The 18,705-nt window shown below is 71.4% G+C and carries 18 protein-coding genes; 5 read left to right on the top strand and 13 right to left on the bottom strand.

The window, feature by feature from the left end:
- Positions 1–23: 23 nt before the first annotated feature.
- On the bottom strand, positions 24–782 hold the full coding sequence (locus tag NX794_RS01525) for a creatininase family protein (protein WP_309505951.1): 759 nt from the start codon (positions 780–782) through the stop codon (positions 24–26).
- Positions 783–820: 38 nt separating this feature from the next.
- Here NX794_RS01525 and ribA point away from each other — a divergent pair, with 38 nt between their 5' ends.
- Positions 821–1,480 (top strand): GTP cyclohydrolase II, encoded by a 660-nt coding sequence (ribA, locus tag NX794_RS01520; protein ID WP_258776162.1) that lies wholly within the window; start codon positions 821–823, stop codon positions 1,478–1,480.
- Positions 1,481–1,491: 11 nt separating this feature from the next.
- Here ribA and NX794_RS01515 read toward each other — a convergent pair whose 3' ends face one another.
- The 3 genes from NX794_RS01515 to NX794_RS01505 are packed head-to-tail and all read right to left on the bottom strand — an operon-like array spanning position 1,492 to position 4,695.
- Positions 1,492–2,718 (bottom strand): serine hydrolase domain-containing protein, encoded by a 1,227-nt coding sequence (locus tag NX794_RS01515; protein ID WP_258776161.1) that lies wholly within the window; start codon positions 2,716–2,718, stop codon positions 1,492–1,494.
- Between the two features lie 52 nt (positions 2,719–2,770).
- Positions 2,771–4,120 (bottom strand): MFS transporter, encoded by a 1,350-nt coding sequence (locus tag NX794_RS01510; protein ID WP_258776159.1) that lies wholly within the window; start codon positions 4,118–4,120, stop codon positions 2,771–2,773.
- Positions 4,117–4,695: a TetR/AcrR family transcriptional regulator gene (locus NX794_RS01505; RefSeq protein WP_258776158.1), complete on the bottom strand. Its 579-nt coding sequence runs from the start codon at positions 4,693–4,695 to the stop codon at positions 4,117–4,119. The genes NX794_RS01510 and NX794_RS01505 overlap by 4 nt, the downstream gene beginning before the upstream one ends.
- A 78-nt stretch (positions 4,696–4,773) precedes the next feature.
- Between NX794_RS01505 and NX794_RS01500 the strand changes: the two genes are divergently transcribed.
- Positions 4,774–5,214 (top strand): PPOX class F420-dependent oxidoreductase, encoded by a 441-nt coding sequence (locus NX794_RS01500; RefSeq protein WP_258776157.1) that lies wholly within the window; start codon positions 4,774–4,776, stop codon positions 5,212–5,214.
- 35 nt (positions 5,215–5,249) lie between these two features.
- Here NX794_RS01500 and NX794_RS01495 read toward each other — a convergent pair whose 3' ends face one another.
- The 7 genes from NX794_RS01495 to tkt all read right to left on the bottom strand — a co-directional run bounded on the left by NX794_RS01495 (position 5,250) and on the right by tkt (position 14,380).
- Positions 5,250–5,915, bottom strand: coding sequence for a TetR/AcrR family transcriptional regulator (locus tag NX794_RS01495; protein ID WP_258776156.1), 666 nt, complete (start codon positions 5,913–5,915; stop codon positions 5,250–5,252).
- Positions 5,916–6,085: 170 nt separating this feature from the next.
- Positions 6,086–6,964 carry a phosphogluconate dehydrogenase (NAD(+)-dependent, decarboxylating) gene (gene gnd / locus NX794_RS01490; RefSeq protein WP_258776155.1) on the bottom strand — a complete coding sequence of 293 codons (879 nt, stop codon included), beginning with the start codon at positions 6,962–6,964 and terminating at the stop codon, positions 6,086–6,088.
- Positions 6,965–6,966: 2 nt separating this feature from the next.
- Positions 6,967–8,631, bottom strand: coding sequence for a glucose-6-phosphate isomerase (gene pgi / locus NX794_RS01485; protein WP_258776154.1), 1,665 nt, complete (start codon positions 8,629–8,631; stop codon positions 6,967–6,969).
- A 1-nt stretch (position 8,632) separates the two neighbouring features.
- A complete protein-coding gene (gene opcA, locus NX794_RS01480; protein ID WP_258776153.1) occupies positions 8,633–9,559 on the bottom strand; it encodes a glucose-6-phosphate dehydrogenase assembly protein OpcA in 927 nt (308 codons plus the stop codon).
- Positions 9,556–11,145 carry a glucose-6-phosphate dehydrogenase gene (gene zwf / locus NX794_RS01475; protein WP_258776152.1) on the bottom strand — a complete coding sequence of 530 codons (1,590 nt, stop codon included), beginning with the start codon at positions 11,143–11,145 and terminating at the stop codon, positions 9,556–9,558. Before zwf ends, opcA begins: the two co-directional genes overlap by 4 nt.
- Positions 11,145–12,287 carry a transaldolase gene (gene tal / locus NX794_RS01470; protein ID WP_258776151.1) on the bottom strand — a complete coding sequence of 381 codons (1,143 nt, stop codon included), beginning with the start codon at positions 12,285–12,287 and terminating at the stop codon, positions 11,145–11,147. The genes zwf and tal overlap by 1 nt, the downstream gene beginning before the upstream one ends.
- A 17-nt stretch (positions 12,288–12,304) precedes the next feature.
- On the bottom strand, positions 12,305–14,380 hold the full coding sequence (gene tkt / locus NX794_RS01465) for a transketolase (protein ID WP_258776150.1): 2,076 nt from the start codon (positions 14,378–14,380) through the stop codon (positions 12,305–12,307).
- A 146-nt stretch (positions 14,381–14,526) separates the two neighbouring features.
- On the opposite strand from tkt, the gene NX794_RS01460 reads away from it, so the two are divergent.
- On the top strand, positions 14,527–15,441 hold the full coding sequence (locus NX794_RS01460) for a helix-turn-helix domain-containing protein (protein WP_258776149.1): 915 nt from the start codon (positions 14,527–14,529) through the stop codon (positions 15,439–15,441).
- Positions 15,442–15,503: 62 nt separating this feature from the next.
- Positions 15,504–15,845, top strand: a complete 342-nt coding sequence (locus tag NX794_RS01455) for a VOC family protein (RefSeq protein ID WP_258776148.1) — start codon at positions 15,504–15,506, stop codon at positions 15,843–15,845.
- Here NX794_RS01455 and NX794_RS01450 read toward each other — a convergent pair.
- The gene (locus NX794_RS01450; RefSeq protein WP_258776147.1) at positions 15,809–16,828 is read right to left on the bottom strand and encodes a hypothetical protein; all 1,020 of its coding nucleotides are present in this window, start codon (positions 16,826–16,828) and stop codon (positions 15,809–15,811) included. The two genes, NX794_RS01455 and NX794_RS01450, sit on opposite strands and share 37 nt — an antisense overlap.
- 197 nt (positions 16,829–17,025) lie before the next feature.
- Between NX794_RS01450 and NX794_RS01445 the strand changes: the two genes are divergently transcribed.
- A complete protein-coding gene (locus tag NX794_RS01445; protein WP_258776146.1) occupies positions 17,026–17,193 on the top strand; it encodes a hypothetical protein in 168 nt (55 codons plus the stop codon).
- Positions 17,194–17,285: 92 nt separating this feature from the next.
- Here the strand turns inward: NX794_RS01445 and NX794_RS01440 are convergent, their stop codons facing one another.
- On the bottom strand, positions 17,286–18,698 hold the full coding sequence (locus NX794_RS01440; RefSeq protein WP_258776145.1) for a glycoside hydrolase family 16 protein: 1,413 nt from the start codon (positions 18,696–18,698) through the stop codon (positions 17,286–17,288).
- Between the last annotated feature and the right edge of the window lie 7 nt (positions 18,699–18,705).

Below are 18,705 nucleotides of genomic sequence, written 5' to 3'. Positions count from 1 at the left end.
GCCCGCTGGTACGGGAGCCCGCGCTACTCCCGGCCGGAGGTGAGCAGGTCCAGGTACGGTGCGAAGGACTCGGCGAGGCTCCTCAGCAACTCCTTTCCCTTTTCCGCCGAACCGAGGGAAGGACGGCCGATCACGCCCGATTCGGTATAGGCGGACATTCCCACGGTGAGCAGATGCCGGCGGTCGTCGGCGGTGAAATCGGCGGACTCGTAACCAGGTCGGACGAATTCGGGGTGAGCGTGCAGCAGAATCGACGTCTCGATTTCTCCCGCGTGCATGTCGGTGAGCAGCGAGGTCTCCACTCCCGACCGGGCCCGTGCCGCCTCCCAGTCCTCGGCGGCCGGGAACAGCGCCATCCGCTCGCCGCGCGCGGACGCCTCCTGGACGACGTTGCCCAGCACGTAGTTGCCGCCGTGCCCGTTCACCACCACGAGGGCCTGGACGCCCGAGCGGCGCAGCGAGTCCGCGATGTCCCGGACCACGGCGTGCAGTGTCGCGGCGGAGATGCTGACCGTGCCCGGCCAGGCCGCGTGCTCGTGCGAGCAGGAGACGGTCAGCGGCGGCAGCAGGTGCACCGGGTACGCGGCGGCGATCTCCCGCGCCACGGCGCAGGCCACCAACGTGTCGGTCGCCAGCGGGAGATGGGCGCCGTGCTGCTCGTAGCTGCCCACGGGAAGGACGGCGACCTGTGGTGAGACGCCCGCCCCCCGTGCCCGTACCTCTTCCGTGGTGTCGGTCGGCACCACTCCCCAGGCCACCGTGCGCGCGCCCGAACCACTCATCTCTTCCCGGCCTTTCATCTCTGCTTAGGAATCAGATCATGACAGAAAACATCGGCGTCCTCGGCAAGAAGTCCCCGCGGCGTTCGGGCACGGAACGCGTCGTGAATACCCCGCTGCCCACCGTGTACGGGCAATTCCAGGCGATCGGCTACCTGGACCATGACCGAGGCGACGAACAAGTGGCCCTCGTGCACGGTGAGATCGGCACCGACGACGTCCTGGTGCGGCTGCACTCCGAGTGCCTGACCGGGGACGCGTTCGGTTCGCGGCACTGCGAGTGCGGGGACCAGCTGGCCGCCGCGATGCGCGCGGTCGTCGCCGAAGGCGCCGGTGTCGTCGTCTACCTGCGGGGCCACGAGGGCCGCGGCATCGGACTGCTCGCCAAGCTGCGCGCGATGGCCCTCCAGGCGGACGGCCTGGACACCGTGGAGGCGAACCTCGCGCTCGGCCTGCCGGTGGACGCCCGTGACTACGGCGTGGCGGCCCAGATCCTGCGCGACCTCGGTGTGCGGTCGGTCCGGCTGATGTCCAACAACCCGCGCAAGCGGGAGGCGTTGGTCCGGCACGGCGTCGAGGTCGCCGAGCAGGTGCCGCTGCTGATCGAGCCGTGCGAGAGCAACATCACCTATCTGCGCACCAAGCGGGAGCGGATGGACCACCTCCTGCCGCACCTGGACGCGGTCGCGCACGGCTCCTGAGACCCGGGTGCTCAGCCCGTGACCGCCTCGTGCACCAGCCGCCGCAGTTCGGGGAGGACTTTAAGGGTCTTCGGGCGGAGCTGGGTCATGAACTGGACGGTGAGGTCGTGGGCCGGGGCGACCCAGAACGCGGTGGTGGCCGCGCCGGTCCAGCCGTAGGTGCCGGCGCTCGACGGGGCCAGGGTGCGGGACGGGTCGGTCACCACCGAGACGTTGAAGCCGAAGCCGAGGCCGTCGTTGCCGGGCTCCCGGTGGACCGGGGCGCCGAAGTCGCGCAGGATCGCGCCGCCGGGCAGCCGGTTGCCGGTCATCTGGGCGACGGTCCCGGCGGACAGCAGCCGGGTGCCGTCCAGTTCGCCGCCCCGGCGCAGGAGTTCCATGAACCGGTGGAAGTCGTGCGCCGAGGAGACCAGACCGCCGCTGCCGGACAGGAAACGCGGCCGGCCGCCGAGCACCGGCAGCCCCGGCACCGGCGCGATCCCGCCGCCCCCGCTCTCGCCGTACAACTCGGCCAGCCGGTCCCGGTGTTCGGGCGCGACCTGGAAGCCGGTGTCGGTCATGCCGAGCGGGGTGAGGATCCGCTCGGCGAAGAACACGTCCAGCGGCTGCCCGGAGACGACCTCGACGACCCGGCCCAGCACGTTGGAGGCGACCGAGTAGTTCCACCGCGTGCCCGGGTCGAACTGGAGCGGCATCCGCGCGTACACCTCCACGGTCTCCGCCAGGTCGGCGCCCGGCGGCACCGAGAACTCCAGGCCCGCCTCGCGGTAGAGGGCGTCGACCGGGTGCTTGTGGTAGAAGCCGAAGGTCAGCCCGGCGGTGTGGGTGAGCAGGTGCCGCAGCAGGACGGGACCGGCGGCCGGGCGGGTGCGTACGGCGGCGCCCGTACCGCCCTCGTACACCCGGGGGTGGGCGAAGGCCGGCAGGTGGCGCTCCAGCGGGTCGTCCAGGGACAGCCGGCCCTCCTCCACGAGCATCAGCACCGCCACGGCGGTGACCGGCTTGGTCATCGAGTAGATCCGCCACAGGGTGTCCGCCTCGACCGGCAGCCCCGCCGCGACATCGCGCCGCCCGTAGGTGCTCAGGTGGGCGACCCGGCCGCCCCGGGCCAGCGCCAGCAGGTAGCCGGGCAGGCGTCCGGCGTCGACGTGGCCGGCGACGTGCCGGTCCAGGCGGTCCAAGGCCTGCACGTCCAGCCCGGCCTCTTCCGGGTCCGTCTCCTGTCGCAACCGCCCCATGGCTCTCCTCCGCTCGTGCCGCCTCACTCTCGGAGGCTCACCCACCCGCGGCTCATCGTCCCGCGGGAACCCGTCCGGGTACCCGCTCAGCACCGGACGGTGTGATCGACGCGACGCCGCCGGCCCCGGGCAGGGCTGCGGCGAGGAGCGCGCCGAGCACGGCGAGCGCCGCCAGGACGAGCAGCGCCGGCCCGGTGCCCGCGCTCAGCAGCGCGGCGGCCGTGGCGACGCCGACGGCGGGGCCGATGTTCAGCGCGGTCTGCTGGAGCCCGCCCGCCACCCCGGCCACCGCCACCTCCGCGTGCCGTACGACGACCTGGGTGGCCGCCACCATCACGGTGCCGAACCCGCCGCCCAGCAGCGCGAACCCGCAGGCCAGAGCGGGTGTCGCGGTGTTCCCGGAGAGCACGAGGACGCCGAGTGCCAGCACCGAGGCCGCCGTCGCCGTCGTGACCCGCGCCCCCACCCGGCGCAGCAGTACGGGGCACAGCGCGGCGGAGCCGATCATGAGCACCGCCAGCGGCAGTCCGCGCAGCGCGCTGTCGAACGGGTCGAGCCCGAGCCCGCGCTGGAGCACGTACGTGATCACGAACAGGGTGCCGAACAGGGCCGCCGAGACGGCGACCAGGGTGCCGAGGGCCGCGCCGACCACCTGGGAGCCGACCACCCGGGCCGGCAGCAGCGGGTGCGCGGTCCGCCGTTCGTGCCGTACCAGGACGGCCGCCGCGACCAGGGAGACGGCACCGGCGGCGGGGGCGGCGGCACCGCCGGACAGCGCGTGCACCAGGGCGGCCAGCGTCACCGCGAGCAGCGCGGCGCCGGGCAGGTCCAGCGCGGGCGGTGAGCCGGCCGGGCGGTGCTCCCGGCCGAGCAGGGCCGGAAGCCCGAAGACCAGCGCCGGCAGCACGTTGACGAAGAACACCGCCCGCCAGCCAGGGCCCGACACCAGTGCCCCGCCCAGCAGCGGGCCCGCAGCCGCCGCCAGCCCGATCGCGACGGTGCGCACGGCCAGCGGCGCCGCCAGCCGGTCCGGCGGGTACGCGGCCCGCAGCATCGCCAGCGTGGCCGGCTGCGCCAGGGCCCCGAACACGCCCTGCACCGCGCGCAATCCGATCACCCATTCCACCCCGGGGGCGAGGCCGATGCCCGCCGAGGCGGTGCCGAACCCGAGCAGGCCGAGCGCGAATACCCGCCGGTGCCCGTACCGGTCGCCCAGCCGTCCCGCGAACACCAGCAGGCCCGCCACCGGGACCAGATAGGCGGTACTGGTCCACTGCACCTCGGTGAAGGAGGCTCCCAACTCCCTCTGAAGGCTGGGCTGCGCGACGGTGAGGACCGTACCGTCCAGCGCGACGACCACGGCGCCCGCCACACAGCTCGCCAGCGTCCAGACGCGGTTCACCGGTCCCGCCCCAGGTGGGCCAGCAGCACCGTCTCGACCAGCGGCGCGAAGTCCTTTTCCCCGAGGGCCAGTTGCAGACTGCGCCAGCGCCACAGCTGGGCCGCCCCGTGCAGGTTCGCCCACAGCGCGCCCGCCACCCGCCGGGCGTCCCCCTCCGGCCGCACCTCGCCGACCAGCTCCACGAGCACGCCGAACAACGGGAGACTCGTCTCCCGCAGGCCCAGATGACCGCTCTCCAGGATGTCGTGACGGAACATCAGCTCGTACATGCCGGGGCTGCCCAGCGCGAAGTCCAGGTACGTCCGCGCCAGCGCGGCCACGCGATCCCGGGGGCCGGCGGACGCCTCCCGGGCGAGCACCGCCCGCACCCGCTCGCCGAGGTCGGTAAAGCCCCGCCGGGCGATGGCCGACAGCAGCTCCAGGTGAGTGGGGAAGTAGCGGCGCGGCGCCCCGTGCGAGACCCCGGCCCGCCGGGCGATCTCCCGCAAGGTCAGCGCCTGCGGTCCCTCGGCGGCCAGCAGCTCGGCCCCCACGTCGATCAGCCGAGCCCGCAGGCCCGCGTCGGATTCGGTCATAGACACTGTCTACCAGCCGTAAGTAGACAGTGTCTATCGGCGGGAATGCGGCGCCCGCCGCGCGGGGTTGTCACTGTCATGACCCAGGACTCCGCGCAGGACGCGGCACTGCTCGAACTGCTCTCAGACGGGCACGCGGGGGTGCTGGTCACCCTCAAGCGGGACGGCCGCCCCCAGCTGTCCAACGTCAGCCACGCCTACGACCCGGACGAGCGGGTCGTCCGGATCTCGGTCACCGACGACCGCGCCAAGACCCGCAACCTGCGCCGCGATCCGCGCGCCTCCTACCACGTCACCAGCGCCGACCGCTGGGCCTACGCCGTCGCCGAGGGCACGGCCGAGGTGTCCCCGGTCGCCGCGGACCCGCATGACGAGACGGTCGAGGAGCTGATCCGGCTGTACCGGGACGTGCTCGGCGAACACCCCGACTGGGACGACTACCGCGCCGCCATGGTCCGCGACCGCAGGCTGGTGGTGCGGCTGCGCGTCGAGCGGGTGTACGGCGTCCCGAAGCGCTGAGCCCGCATCCGCAGGCCCTGCCGCCGGCCGAGGGCTCAGTCCGCGTCCAGGTCCGCCGTCAGATACGCGACCACCATGTCACCGAGCATGCGGCGGTAATGGTCCCGCTGGGCCGGGTCCACCAGGTCTCGGCCGAACAGGGCGTCGAAGGTGTGCCGGCCCGCCACCCGGAAGAAACAGTACGAACCGATCATGACGTGCAGGTCGACCGCGTCCACATCGCCGCGGAACCGCCCCGCCTCCTGCCCGGCCGCCAGCACCCGGCGCAGCGTGTCCAGTACCGGGGAACCGATCGTGCCGAGCTTGTCGGATGCCTCGAGGTGTTCGGCGCCGTGGATGTTCTCGATGCTGACCAGCCGGACGAACTCCGGGTGCCGCTCGTGGTGGTCGAAGGTCAGCTCCGCCAGCCGCCGGATCGCCGCGACCGGGTCCTGATGGTCCACGTCCAGGTGCCGTTCGGCCTCCCGGGAGGCGGTGTAGGCCCGCTCCAGCACCGCCGTGAACAACTGCTCCTTGCCGCCGAAGTAGTAGTAGATCATCCGCTTGGTGGTGTGGGTGCGGGCCGCTATCTCGTCGACCCGGGCGCCGTCGTAGCCGGCCCGTGCGAACTCCCGGGTGGCCGCGTCGAGGATCTCGGCCCTGGTGCGGGCCGCGTCCCGCGCCCGCCCCGCGGGCGGCGGCGGTTCTTCGACGCTCGTCATCGCTGTCCTTCGTGCCGGGGTCCCCAGGGCGTCGCGCGCCCGCGTGCCGGAGATTGTAGAAGCAGCGGCCCGCCTTCCCGGAGGACCAATGTCACATCCCCGGGTACGACGACGGCCCGGACCGCACGGGGCGGTCCGGGCCGGGGGAGCGCCGGTCGGGGTCTGTCGCCTCAGTCCTTCTTCTCGACCGCGTGGCCGCCGAACTGGTTGCGCAGCGCGGCGATCATCTTCATCTGCGGCGAGTCGTCCTGCCGGGAGGCGAACCGGGCGAACAGCGAGGCGGTGATGGCGGGCAGCGGCACCGCGTTGTCGATGGCCGCCTCCACCGTCCAGCGGCCCTCGCCGGAGTCCTCCGCGTAGCCGCGCAGCTTCTCCAGGTGCTCGTCCTCGTCCAGGGCGTTGACCGCCAGGTCCAGCAGCCAGGACCGGATGACCGTGCCCTCCTGCCAGGACCGGTACACCTCGCGGACGTTCTCCACCGAGTGCACCTTCTCCAGCAGCTCCCAGCCCTCGGCGTAGGCCTGCATCATGGCGTACTCGATGCCGTTGTGGACCATCTTCGAGAAGTGCCCGGCGCCGACCCGGCCCGCGTGGACGTAGCCGTACGGGCCCTCCGGCTTGAGCGCGTCGAAGATCGGCTGGAGCCGGTCGACGTTCTCCTTCTCGCCGCCGACCATCAGCGCGTAGCCGTTCTGGAGGCCCCACACACCGCCGGAGACGCCGGCGTCCACGAAGCCGATGCCCTTGATGGCCAGCGCGGCGGCGTGCTTCTCGTCGTCCGTCCAGCGGGAGTTGCCGCCGTCGATCACCGTGTCACCGGGCTCCAGCAGGTCGCCCAGCTCGTCCACGACGGTCTGCGTGGCGGTGCCCGCCGGGACCATCACCCACACATGGCGCGGCGCGTCCAGCTTCTCGACCAGTTCGGCGAGGCTCTTGACGTCGGTGACTTCGGGGTTGCGGTCGTAGCCGATGACGGTGTGGCCGGCGCGGCGGATCCGCTCGCGCATGTTGCCGCCCATCTTGCCGAGACCGATGAGACCGAGCTGCATGATCAGTTCTCCGATGCGTTCTTGAGAGTGCGGTAGGCGGCGACGAGGGCCGTGGTGGACGGGTCGAGACCGGGCACGTCCGCGCCCTCGCTCAGGGCGGGTTCCACGCGCTTGGCGAGGACCTTGCCCAGCTCCACGCCCCACTGGTCGAAGGAGTCGATGTTCCACACCGCGCCCTGCGTGAACACCTTGTGCTCGTAGAGGGCGATCAGCTGGCCGAGCACCGACGGGGTCAGCTCGGTGGCGAGGACGGTCGTGGTGGGGTGGTCGCCCTGGAAGGTCTTGTGCGGGACCTGCTCCTCGGCGACGCCCTCCGCGCGGACCTCGTCGGCGGTCTTGCCGAAGGCGAGGGCCTGGGTCTGGGCGAAGAAGTTGGCCATCAACAGGTCGTGCTGCGCCTTCAGTTCCTCGCTCAGCTCGGCGACCGGACGGGCGAAGCCGATGAAGTCCGCCGGGATCAGTTCGGTGCCCTGGTGGATCAACTGGTAATAGGCGTGCTGCCCGTTGGTGCCGGGCGTGCCCCACACCACCGGTCCGGTCTGCCAGTGCACCGGCCGGCCGTCGCGCTGCACCGACTTGCCGTTGGACTCCATGTCGAGCTGCTGGAGGTAGGCGGTGAACTTGGACAGGTAGTGGCTGTAGGGCAGCACCGCGTGCGACTGGGCGTCGTGGAAGTTGCCGTACCAGATGCCCAGGAGGCCCAGGAGCAGTGGGGCGTTGGCCTCGGCGGGGGCGGTGCGGAAGTGCTCGTCGACCAGGTGGAAGCCGTCGAGCATCTCCCGGAACCGGTCGGAGCCGATCGCGATCATCAGGGAGAGGCCGATCGCGGAGTCGTAGGAGTACCGGCCGCCGACCCAGTCCCAGAACTCGAACATGTTGTCCGCGTCGATGCCGAACGCGGTGACCTTCTCCGCGTTCGTGGACAGGGCCACGAAGTGCTTCGCGACCGCCTTCTCCTCGCCGCCGAAGGCCTTCAGCAGCCAGGAACGGGCCGAGCTGGCGTTGGTGATCGTCTCGATCGTGGTGAAGGTCTTGGACGCCACGATGAACAGCGTCTCGGCCGGGTCCAGGTCGCGGGTGGCCTCGTGCAGGTCGGCACCGTCCACGTTGGACACGAACCGGAACGTCAACTCCCGTGCCGTGAACGGCCGCAGCGCCTCGTAGGCCATCGCGGGACCGAGGTCGGAGCCGCCGATGCCGATGTTGACGACGTTCCTGATCCGCTTGCCGGTGTGGCCGGTCCACTCACCCGAGCGCACCCGCTCGGCGAAGGCCGCCATCTTGTCGAGCACGGCGTGCACCTTCGGGACGACGTTCTCGCCGTCCACCTCGATCACCGCGTCCCGCGGGGCACGCAGCGCGGTGTGCAGCACCGCCCGGTCCTCGGTGACGTTGATCCGCTCACCGCGGAACATGGCGTCCCGCAGGCCGAACACGCCGGTCGCGGCGGCGAGTTCCTGGAGCAGGGCCAGGGTCTCGTCCGTGACCAGGTGCTTGCTGTAGTCGATGTGCAGGTCACCGACCGTGACGACGTACCGCTCGGCGCGGCCGGGGTCCGCCGCGAACAGCTCGCGCAGGTGCGGACGGCCCTCGGCGCGGTGGTCGGCGAGCGCCGCCCACTCGGGCCTGCGGGTCAGCTGGGGGGTGTCTGACGGGGCGTCGGACATGTCAGGCGTTCTCCTTGGTCGCCTCGCCGGTCAGGGCGATGGCGTACATCTCGTCGGCGTCGAGGCGGCGCAGCTCCTCGGCGATCAGCTCGGAGGTCGGTCGGACCTTCAGCGCGAGGGTGCGCGGCGGCTGACCCGGCAGGGTCAGGGTCGCGAGCGGTCCCTCGGGCCGGTCGATGACGATCTCACCGTTGTCGGTACCCAGCCGGACGGCGGTCACGACCGGCCCTTCGGTGACGACCCGGTCCACCCGCACGCCCAGCCGCGCCTCCAGCCAGCGGGCCAGCAGCTCGGCGCTCGGGTTGTCCTCCTCGGCCTCCACGGCCGCCGAGGTCACCTTCACCCGGGCCTGGTCCAGGGCGGCGGCCAGCATGGACCGCCACAGCGTCAGCCGGGTCCAGGCGAGGTCGGTGTCGCCGGGCGCGTAGTTGCGGGCCCGCGCGTCCAGCACCTCCATCGGCCGTTCGACCGCGTACAGGTCGGTGATCCGGCGCTGGGCGAGCGCGCCGAGCGGGTCCTTGGCGGGGGCGTCCGGCGCGTCCACCGGCCACCAGACGACCACCGGGGCGTCCGGCAGCAGCAGCGGCAGCACCACCGAGTCGGCGTGGTCGGACACCTCGCCGTAGGTGCGCAGCACGACCGTCTCGCCGGTGCCGGCCTCGGAGCCGACCCGGACCTCGGCGTCGAGCCGGGAGTGGGTGCGGTCGCGCAGGGTGCGGGCGTGCCGTTTGATGACGACCAGGGTGCGGGAGGGATGCTCGTGCGAGGCCTCCTCCGCCGCCTTGATCGAGTCGTAGGCGTTCTCCTCGTCCGTAACGATGATCATCGTCAGGACCATGCCCACGGCCGGGGTGCCGATGGCGCGGCGGCCCTGCACCAACGCCTTGTTGATCTTGCTTGCCGTGGTGTCGGTCAGGTCGATCTTCATGGCCTGCGCCAGCTCCGTCCGTCTCGTGCGAGCATCTCGTCCGCTTCCCTGGGCCCCCAGCTGCCCGACGCGTACTGCGCCGGCCGTCCGTGCGCCGTCCAGTGCTCCTCGATCGGGTCGAGGATCTTCCAGGACTCTTCCACTTCCTGGTGACGGGGGAACAGGTTGGCGTCGCCGAGCAGCACGTCCAGGATGAGCCGCTCGTACGCCTCCGGGCTCGACTCGGTGAACGACTCGCCGTACGCGAAGTCCATCGACACGTCCCGGATCTCCATCGAGGTGCCGGGCACCTTCGAGCCGAACCGCACGGTCATGCCCTCGTCCGGCTGGACCCGGATCACGATGGCGTTGGAGCCCAGTTCCTCGGTGGCGGTGGCGTCGAACGGGGAGTGCGGGGCCCGCTTGAAGACCACCGCGATCTCGGTGACCCGGCGGCCGAGACGCTTGCCGGTGCGCAGGTAGAAGGGGACGCCCGCCCAACGGCGGTTCTCGACGCCCAGCTTGATCGCGGCGAAGGTGTCGGTCTTCGACTTCGGGTCGATGCCCTCCTCCTCCAGGTAGCCGACGACCTTCTCGCCGCCCTGCCAGCCACCCGCGTACTGGCCGCGCACCGTGTGCGCGCCCAGGTCCTCGGGCAGCCGCACCGACTTGAGCACCTTCAGCTTCTCGGTGAGCAGCGCCTCCGCGTCGAAGGCGATCGGCTCCTCCATGGCGGTCAGCGCCATTAGCTGGAGCAGGTGGTTCTGGATGACGTCCCGGGCGGCGCCGATGCCGTCGTAGTAGCCGGCCCGGCCGCCGATGCCGATGTCCTCGGCCATGGTGATCTGGACGTGGTCGACGTAACTGCGGTTCCAGATCGGCTCGTACATCTGGTTGGCGAAGCGCAGCGCCAGGATGTTCTGGACCGTCTCCTTGCCGAGGTAGTGGTCGATGCGGAAGACCTGGTCCGGTTCGAACACGTCGTGCACGATCGCGTTCAGCTCGCGGGCGCTGGCCAGATCGCGGCCGAACGGCTTCTCGATGACCGCGCGCCGCCAGGCGCCCTCGGGCGGGCTCGCCAGGCCGTGCTTCTTCAGCTGCCGCACGACCTTCGGGAAGAACTTCGGCGGCACCGAGAGGTAGAAGGCGAAGTTGCCGCCGGTGCCGCGGGAGGCGTCCAGCTCGTCGACGGCGTCCTTGAGCTGCTTGAACGCGGTGTCGTCGTCGAAGTCGCCGGGGATGAACCGCATGCCCTCGGCGAGCTGCTGCCACACCTCCTCACGGAACGGGGTACGGGCGTGGTCGCGCACCGCGTCGTGGACGACCTGCGCGAAGTCCTGGTCCTCCCAGTCGCGGCGGGCGAAGCCGACCAGGGAGAAACCCGGCGGCAGCAGGCCGCGGTTGGCCAGGTCGTACACGGCCGGCATCAGCTTCTTGCGGGACAGGTCACCGGTCACGCCGAAGATGACCAGACCGGACGGGCCCGCGATGCGCGGCAGCCGGCGGTCCCGGGCGTCCCGCAGCGGGTTCACCCAGTCGGCGGCCGGGGCCACCGGCACGCGCACCTCTTCGGGCGCGTCCGGCGCCTCAGGAGCCTGGTTCGTCATTACGCGTCAACTCCCTTGCTCTCCAGGGACTTCGCCACGGTACCCAGCAGGTCCCGCCAGGCCACCTCGAACTTGGCCACGCCCTCGTCCTCCAGCTGTCCGACGACCTCGTCGTAGGAGACGCCGAGCGCCTCGATCGCGGCCAGGTCGGCACGGGCCTCGGCGTACCGGCCGGTCACCGTGTCGCCGGTGATGTCACCGTGGTCGGCGACCGCGTGCAGCGTGGCCTCCGGCATGGTGTTGACCGTGCCCGGCGCGACCAGCTCGTCCACGTACAGGGTGTCCTTGTACGCGGGGTCCTTCACCCCGGTGGACGCCCACAGCGGGCGCTGCTTGTTGGCCGCCGCCCCGGCGAGCGCCAGCCAGCGGTCCGAGGTGAAGACGTCCTCGTAGGCCTCGTAGGCGAGCCGGGCGTTGGCGAGGGCGGCGCGGCCCTTGAGCCCGAGGGCCGCCGCGGTGCCGAGGGCGGTCAGCCGCTTGTCGATCTCGGAGTCCACGCGGGAGACGAAGAAGGACGCCACGGAGTGGATGCCCGACAGGTCGACGCCGTTCTCCCTGGCCTTCTCCAGACCGGCCAGGTAGGCGTCCATGACCTCCCGGTAGCGCTCCAGGGAGAAGATCAGGGTCACGTTGACGCTGATGCCCGCGCCGACGACCTCGGTGATCGCGGGCAGGCCCGCCTTTGTCGCCGGGATCTTGATCATCACGTTGGGCCGGTCGACCAGCCATGCCAGCTGCTTGGCCTCGGCGACGGTCGCCTTCTCGTTCCGGGCGAGGCGCGGGTCGACCTCGATGGAGACCCGGCCGTCCCGCCCGCCGGAAGCGGCGTACACCGGCTCCATGATGTCGGCGGCGGCCCGCACGTCGGCGGTGGTCATCATCCGTACGGCCTCGTCGACCGTCACGCCCCGCACGGCGAGGTCGGCCAGCTCCTCCTCGTAGCCCTTCCCGGAGCCGATGGCCGCCTGGAAGATCGAGGGGTTCGTGGTGACACCGACGGCGCTGCCGCTCGCCACCAGCTCGGCGAGGCTCCCCGAGGTGATCCGCTCCCGGGACAGGTCGTCCAGCCAGATCGACACCCCCTCGTCGGCGAGGCGCTTGAGGGCTCCGGGGGTCGCGATTGCTTCGGTCACAGTCTTCATCTTTCTTCGGGTCGGTGTCAGGCGCGCGTCGCGGCGAGCGACTCGCGGGCCGCGGCGGCGACGTTCTCGGGGGTGAAGCCGAACTCGGCGAACAGGGTCCCGGCGTCCGCGGAGGCGCCGAAGTGCTCCAGCGAGACGATGCGTCCCGCGTCGCCGACGTAGCGGTACCAGGTCAGGCCGATGCCGGCCTCCACGGCCACCCGGGCCTTCACGGCCGGCGGCAGCACCTGCTCGCGGTAGGCGCGGGGCTGCTCCTCGAACCACTCCACGGACGGCATCGACACCACCCGGGTGCCGACGCCCGCGCCCTCCAGCAGGTCCCGCGCGGCCACCGCGAGGTGCACCTCGGAGCCCGTCGCGATGAGGATCACCTCCGGGACCTCGGTGGACGACTCGCGCAGCACGTAGCCGCCCTTGGCCGCGTCCTCGTTCGGCGCGTACACCGGCACGCCCTGGCGGGTGAGCGCGAGCCCGTGCGGGGCCGGGTTCACGGCGTGCCTCTTCAGGATCTCGGCCCAGGCGATGGCGGTCTCGTTGGCGTCCGCCGGGCGGACGACGTTCAGACCGGGGATGGCGCGCAGCGCGGCCAGGTGTTCGACCGGCTGGTGGGTGGGACCGTCCTCGCCGAGGCCGATGGAGTCGTGCGTCCACACGTACGTCACCGGCAGCTGCATCAGCGCCGACATCCGGACGGCGTTGCGCATGTAGTCGGAGAACACCAGGAAGGTGCCGCCGTAGATCCGGGTGTTGCCGTGCAGGGCGATGCCGTTCAGCTCCGCGGCCATGGAGAACTCGCGGATGCCGAAGTGGACGGTACGGCCGTACGGGTCGGCCTCGGGCAGCGGGTTGCCCTTCGGCAGGAAGGAGCTGGTCTTGTCGATCGTGGTGTTGTTCGAGCCGGCCAGGTCGGCGGAGCCGCCCCACAGCTCGGGGATCACCGGGCCGAGTGCCTGGAGCACCTTGCCGGAGGCGGCCCGGGTGGCGACGGACGTGCCCTCCTCGAACACCGGGAGCGCGTCCTGCCAGCCCTCGGGCAGCTCGCCCTTGGCGACGCGGTCGAACAGCTCGGCCCGCGCCGGGTCGGCCGCGCGCCACTCGGCGATCCGCTTGTCCCAGGCCGCGTGCGCCTCGGCGCCCCGGTCCAGGGCTCCGCGGGTGTGCGCGACGACCTCGTCCTCGACCTGGAAGCTCCGCTCGGGGTCGAAGCCGAGGAGGCGCTTGGTGGCGGCGATCTCGTCCTCGCCGAGCGCCGAGCCGTGGGAGGCCTCGGTGTCGCGGGCGTTCGGGGCGGGCCAGGCGATGACCGTGCGCATCGCGATGATCGAGGGCTTCGCGGTCTCCGCCCGCGCGGCCGTCAGCGCCGCGTACAGCGCGGGCACGTCGATGTCGCCGTCCGCGGTCGGTACGACGCGCTGGGTGTGCCAGCCGTAGGCCTCGTACCGCTTCAGCACGTCCTCGGAGAAGGCGGTCGCGGTGTCGCCCTCGATGGAGATGTGGTTGTCGTCGTAGAGGAAGACCAGGTTGCCGAGCTTCTGGTGGCCGGCCAGCGAGGAGGCCTCCGCGGAGACGCCCTCCTCCAGGTCGCCGTCGGAGACGATCGCCCAGATGGTGTGGTCGAAGGGGGAATCGCCCTCGGGGGCCTCGGGGTCGAACAGGCCGCGCTCGTAGCGGGCGGCCATGGCCATGCCGACGGCGTTGGCGGCGCCCTGGCCCAGCGGGCCCGTGGTGGTCTCCACGCCGGCGGTGTGGCCGTACTCGGGGTGGCCGGGCGTCTTCGAGCCGTGGGTGCGGAACGCCCGCAGATCCGCCAGCTCCAGCTCGTACCCGGCGAGGTAGAGCTGTGTGTAGAGGGTGAGCGAGGTGTGACCCGGCGAGAGGACGAAGCGGTCACGGCCGGCCCACTCGGGGTCGGCCGGGTCGTGCCTCATCACCTTCTGAAAGATCGTGTACGCGGCAGGCGCCAGGCTCATCGCGGTGCCGGGGTGGCCGTTGCCGACCTTCTGCACCGCGTCGGCCGCCAGCAGACGGGCCGTGTCCACCGCGCGCCGGTCCAGGTCGGTCCACTCGAAGCCGTCGGCTGTGTGCGTAGTCATCTTCAAGAAGTCCTCGTTCGGTGCGGGATCAGTGGCTGTACGTGTTCAAACTTAAAAGTCTGACTTTTTCCCCGGAAGGGCGGGGTGTGTCAGCCTGTGGTGAATCTGGGACAGTGATCACGCGACAGGGACGGCACGAAAAGGACATGGCTGACAGAACATGCCAAGCCGATGACGGCAGGGCGGACGGCGACGGGATCAGAACCTTCCCCTTCCCGGCCGAGCTGGCCGTCGGTGGTGTCGGCATGCAGGTCGGCCCCATGGGCGCCGACCGCACCTGGCACGCCGACGCCCCGCTGCACCGCGTCCACCGCATCGACTTCCACGTCGTCATGCTCTTCACCGACGGCCCCGTCCGGCACATGGTCGACTTCACCGAGTACGAGGCGACGGCCGGCGACCTGCTGTGGATCCGACCCGGACAGGTCCACCGGTTCTCCCGTCAACACGGGTACCGCGGAACCGTCCTCACCATGCAGCCCGGCTTCCTGCCGCGCGCGACGGTCGAGGCGGCCGGCCTCTACCGCTACGACCTGCCACCGCTGCTGCGCTCGACTCCGGCCCAGCTCACCGCACTTCAGGCATCCCTCGACCACCTGCGCCGCGAATACGAGGACACCACGACCCTGCCGCTCAGCCTGCACACGGCGGTCCTGCGGCACAGCCTCACCGCGTCCCTGCTGCGCCTCGCCCACCTCGCGGCCGGCTCCACCGAGGCGGCACGTCACGCCGACACCCCGCTCAGCGCGACGTTCACCCGCTTCCGGGACGCCGTGGAGGAGGGCTTCTCCGTCAACCACAGCGTCAGCGCCTACGCGGACGCCCTCGGTTACTCCCGCCGTACCCTCGTCCGCGCCGTCCGCGCGGCCACCGGAGAGACGCCAAAGGGATTCATCGACAAACGCGTCACCCTGGAGGCCAAACGCCTCCTCGCCCACACCGACCTCCCCACCGCCCGGGTCGGCGCCGCCGTGGGCTTCCCCGACCCGGCCAACTTCTCCAAGTTCTTCCACCTGCACACGGAGGTGACTCCGGCGGGGTTCCGGGGGGAGTTGCGGTGAGGGCCGGCGCAGGGGGACCAGCCCGCCGCCGATTGTCAGTGGTCGTGGTTAGGGTGGCGAGCATGAGTCTGACAGCGATGATGATCACGGTGGACTGTGCGGAACCGCGGGAGCTGGCCCAGTGGTGGGCCACCGCGCTGGGAGGCGAGATCTCCCAGGACTACGGCGACTTCGTCATGGTCAGAGCGGAGCCCGTGGCCATGGGTTTCCAGCGTGTGGCCGAAGAGCGGCAGGTCAAGAACCGCGTACACGTCGACTTCGCCGCCAACCCCGGCTTGGGCCGGGCGGGCGAGGTGGAGCGGCTGGTCGGTCTGGGGGCGAGCGTCGTCGGCGAGCACAGTGCTCCGGGCCTCACCTGGACGGTGCTTCAGGACCCGGCCGGCAATGAATTCTGCGTCCACTGACGACAGTTGCGGGGAGTGCGGGGTGGGCACAGGCGGTCGTGGAGAGCGGCGAAGGCCGTGCAGGAGAGGGGGAGAGTGACGGCGGCGGTGACGAGGATGGCGACGATGACGGGTGTGAGGATGCCGGCGTAGTAGGCGGCGAAGAAGTTGCCGGTGGCCTGTTCGAGGAGGGCTCGGGTGAGGGGGCGTAGAGGCAGGGCGAGTTGCGTCGCCAGGCGGAGTGCCCCGGCGGTGAGTGCGGCCAGTGGCAGGGTGGTGGCGAGGATGCGGGCCGCCCCGGCGCGGGTCCAGGTCAGCGACCAGGAACGGCGCAGCGCCGCACGGGGGCCGAGGCCGGTGGCCGCGGCGGCCGGGGCGAGGGCGAACGCCAGGCGCAGTACCAGGGCGGCGAGAACGGCGGCGACGGGGGAGGCCGCGACGAGTGTGTAGGGCCAAGAGCCGCGTTCCAGGGGCTGCGGGGTGTCGAGCTGGTCGCCGGTGAGGGCGTGGGCCGTGGCAAGGGCGAGCAGGGGAAGGGGCCAGACGATCAGGCCGCGCAGCGCGTACACGGCGAGTATCGGTCGCAGCCGTGCGGGGTGCGTGACAGGTGACCGGCCCTCACGCGGTGGATTTTGGGTTTCTGCCGCGACCGCCTGGGAGCACACTCTCTGGAGGGCCGCGGTGCCGGTGCCGAGGAGGAGCAGGTAGAGCGGGAGCGTGCAGAGGGCGACCAGTCCCAGGGTGGTGTGGTCGTGGAGGTAGGGGTCCTCAAGCTGCTGGTAGTGGATGCGCTGATTCCGCATGTGAGTGAAGACGGGCCAGGCGAGCGCGAAGATCGCGGATGTCATCAGCAGCCCGCTCAGTCCGGCCCGGCCGACGACCCGTACCGTCGCGCTCGCCAGGCCGGCCCGGTGCCGTCGCAGGACGGCGAACGTGGTCGCGGCGACGCCGCGTCCCGGGCCCGTGCCTGGTGACGGCGGCGTGCGGTCGGGCTGTACGGGCATGAGGCGGACCTTCTGTGTTCGGGGGCGGTCGCCGGGAAGGACGCCGGGCGGATTGGGCGCGGTTCTTCTTCGACGGCCTAGTGTCTTCTCCGACGACCTCGTGCCGGACCGAGGCCGGATACTGCCGCGGTTCGCCACGCCTGTGAGGGCGGTGGGCGGGCATAAGGGCTTCACTTCCTCTGAAAGGGGCTCCTTTTATGCTCGGTATAGGCGCGGCGGTGTTGTTCTTCGTGGCGTTTCTGATCAACGCGGCCGATCTCAGCACCAATGACGTGTTCTCTTCGACGAACGTGATGCTGCTGGGGCTGACCGCTCTGGCCCTGCACGTGGCAGGGATCGGCAGCGGCTGGTCCCGCAGACGCTGAACCCCCGTACCGCGGGCCTGGTGGCAGCTCATCACCAGGCCCGCGGACTCTCGGGTGGGGCACGACCTCTGCGTGACCGAGTCCCGCGGCCGTCAGTGTCCGAACGTGAACCAGTTCAGGTTGACGAAGTCGGACGGTTGGCCGCTGGTGAAGGTGAGGTAGACGTCGTGGGTGCCGGTGACCGAGGAGATGTTGGCCGGGACCGTGCGCCAGGACTGCCAGCCGCCCGTGTTGCCGACCGCGAAGCTGCCGATCGGGGCGTTGCCGCGGCTGTCCAGCCGGACCTCGACCAGGCCGCTCACTCCGCTGCCGGCGCCGCTCGCCACCCGTGCGTTGAACTGCGTCGCCGGTGAGGAGCCGAAGGTGACGCCCTTGTACAGCGCCCAGTCGCCGTTCGCGAGCGAGCCGAGGTCCTGGCCGCCACCGCTGTCCGAGGTCGCCTCGGTGTTCACGCCGGACTGGCTGTCGTAGGACTCGCCCTGGATGGTGCCGTAGGCGTCCCGGTTGCCGGTCGGCGGGGGAGTCGTACCGCCGCCGCTGCCGGACTGGAGGACTTGGACGTAGTCCACGGTCATCGGGTGGCCCGGCTCGGTGCCGCCGTCGGGGCCGCCGCCGAACGCGCCCGGGAAGCCGCCGCCCATGGCCACGTCGAGGATCACGAAGTAGCCGTGGTTGGTGGCGTTGGCCCAAGTCGTCGCGTCGACGTCGGTGGCGCGTACGGTGTGGAAGTCGACGCCGTCGAGAGAGAAGCGGATCTGCTCGGGGCTGGTGGAGCGGTCCCACTCCATCGCGTAGGTGTGGAAGCCCGCCTGGCACGTGGTGCCGGTGCAGGGCGTGTTGTTGCCGATGCCGGTCGTCTCGTTGCACGGGCCGCCGGGGTTGGTGCCGCAGTGCATCGTGGCCCACTCGGTGTTGAGGCCCTGGACGTTCTCCATGATGTCCAGCTCGCCGACGCCCGGCCAGTTCCAGTAGTTGCCCCGGAACGGCGAGCCGAGCATCCAGAACGCCGGCCAGTACCCCTTGGCCGCGTTGCCGGTGACGTTGGGCATCTGGATGCGGGCCTGCACGCGCAGCTTGCCGCCGGCCGGGGGCTGGAAGTCGGTGCGGTTGGTCTCGACGCGGCCCGAGGTCCAGTTGCCGGACGCGTCCCGGCGAGGGGTGATGAGGAGGTTGCCGTTGCCGTCGAGGGCGACGTTGTTCGTGCTCGACGTCATCGTCTCGACCTCGCCGGTGCCCCAGTTGGCCGCGCCTCCGGGATACGAGGTCCCGGTGTCGTACTGCCAGTTGGCCGTGTTGACGCCGGAGCCCGCGGCGCCGTTGAAGTCGTCGAGGAAGACCTGCGTCCAGCCCGACGGCGGTGCGGGGGCGTCGGCCCCGGCGGGCAGCGTACCGGCGGCCAGCGCGGCGGCCGTCAGGCCGAGGGTGCCGAGCACGGCGACCAGCACGCGCCGCAGCGGGCGGGGAGTGGATCGGGGCGGTTTTGGTCTGCCGGAGGGTGTGGTCATGGGGAGC

Source organism: Streptomyces pyxinicus (genome assembly GCF_024753135.1).
Lineage (GTDB): Bacteria > Actinomycetota > Actinomycetes > Streptomycetales > Streptomycetaceae > Streptomyces > Streptomyces pyxinicus.
Note: the sequence above shows the minus strand (reverse complement) of the source record. Positions and strands in the feature narration are given on the sequence as shown.

Excerpts from the sequence above, each read along its gene's own strand:
- NX794_RS01525 (WP_309505951.1), bottom strand. The coding sequence starts at position 782 with ATGAGTGGTTCGGGCGCGCGCACGGTGGCCTGGGGAGTGGTGCCGACC.
- ribA (WP_258776162.1), top strand. The coding sequence starts at position 821 with ATGACAGAAAACATCGGCGTCCTCGGCAAGAAGTCCCCGCGGCGTTCG.
- NX794_RS01515 (WP_258776161.1), bottom strand. The coding sequence starts at position 2,718 with ATGGGGCGGTTGCGACAGGAGACGGACCCGGAAGAGGCCGGGCTGGAC.
- NX794_RS01505 (WP_258776158.1), bottom strand. The coding sequence starts at position 4,695 with ATGACCGAATCCGACGCGGGCCTGCGGGCTCGGCTGATCGACGTGGGG.
- NX794_RS01500 (WP_258776157.1), top strand. The coding sequence starts at position 4,774 with ATGACCCAGGACTCCGCGCAGGACGCGGCACTGCTCGAACTGCTCTCA.
- NX794_RS01495 (WP_258776156.1), bottom strand. The coding sequence starts at position 5,915 with ATGACGAGCGTCGAAGAACCGCCGCCGCCCGCGGGGCGGGCGCGGGAC.
- gnd (WP_258776155.1), bottom strand. The coding sequence starts at position 6,964 with ATGCAGCTCGGTCTCATCGGTCTCGGCAAGATGGGCGGCAACATGCGC.
- pgi (WP_258776154.1), bottom strand. The coding sequence starts at position 8,631 with ATGTCCGACGCCCCGTCAGACACCCCCCAGCTGACCCGCAGGCCCGAG.
- opcA (WP_258776153.1), bottom strand. The coding sequence starts at position 9,559 with ATGAAGATCGACCTGACCGACACCACGGCAAGCAAGATCAACAAGGCG.
- zwf (WP_258776152.1), bottom strand. The coding sequence starts at position 11,145 with ATGACGAACCAGGCTCCTGAGGCGCCGGACGCGCCCGAAGAGGTGCGC.
- tal (WP_258776151.1), bottom strand. The coding sequence starts at position 12,287 with ATGAAGACTGTGACCGAAGCAATCGCGACCCCCGGAGCCCTCAAGCGC.
- tkt (WP_258776150.1), bottom strand. The coding sequence starts at position 14,380 with ATGACTACGCACACAGCCGACGGCTTCGAGTGGACCGACCTGGACCGG.
- NX794_RS01460 (WP_258776149.1), top strand. The coding sequence starts at position 14,527 with ATGGCTGACAGAACATGCCAAGCCGATGACGGCAGGGCGGACGGCGAC.
- NX794_RS01455 (WP_258776148.1), top strand. The coding sequence starts at position 15,504 with ATGAGTCTGACAGCGATGATGATCACGGTGGACTGTGCGGAACCGCGG.
- NX794_RS01450 (WP_258776147.1), bottom strand. The coding sequence starts at position 16,828 with ATGCCCGTACAGCCCGACCGCACGCCGCCGTCACCAGGCACGGGCCCG.
- NX794_RS01445 (WP_258776146.1), top strand. The coding sequence starts at position 17,026 with ATGCTCGGTATAGGCGCGGCGGTGTTGTTCTTCGTGGCGTTTCTGATC.
- NX794_RS01440 (WP_258776145.1), bottom strand. The coding sequence starts at position 18,698 with ATGACCACACCCTCCGGCAGACCAAAACCGCCCCGATCCACTCCCCGC.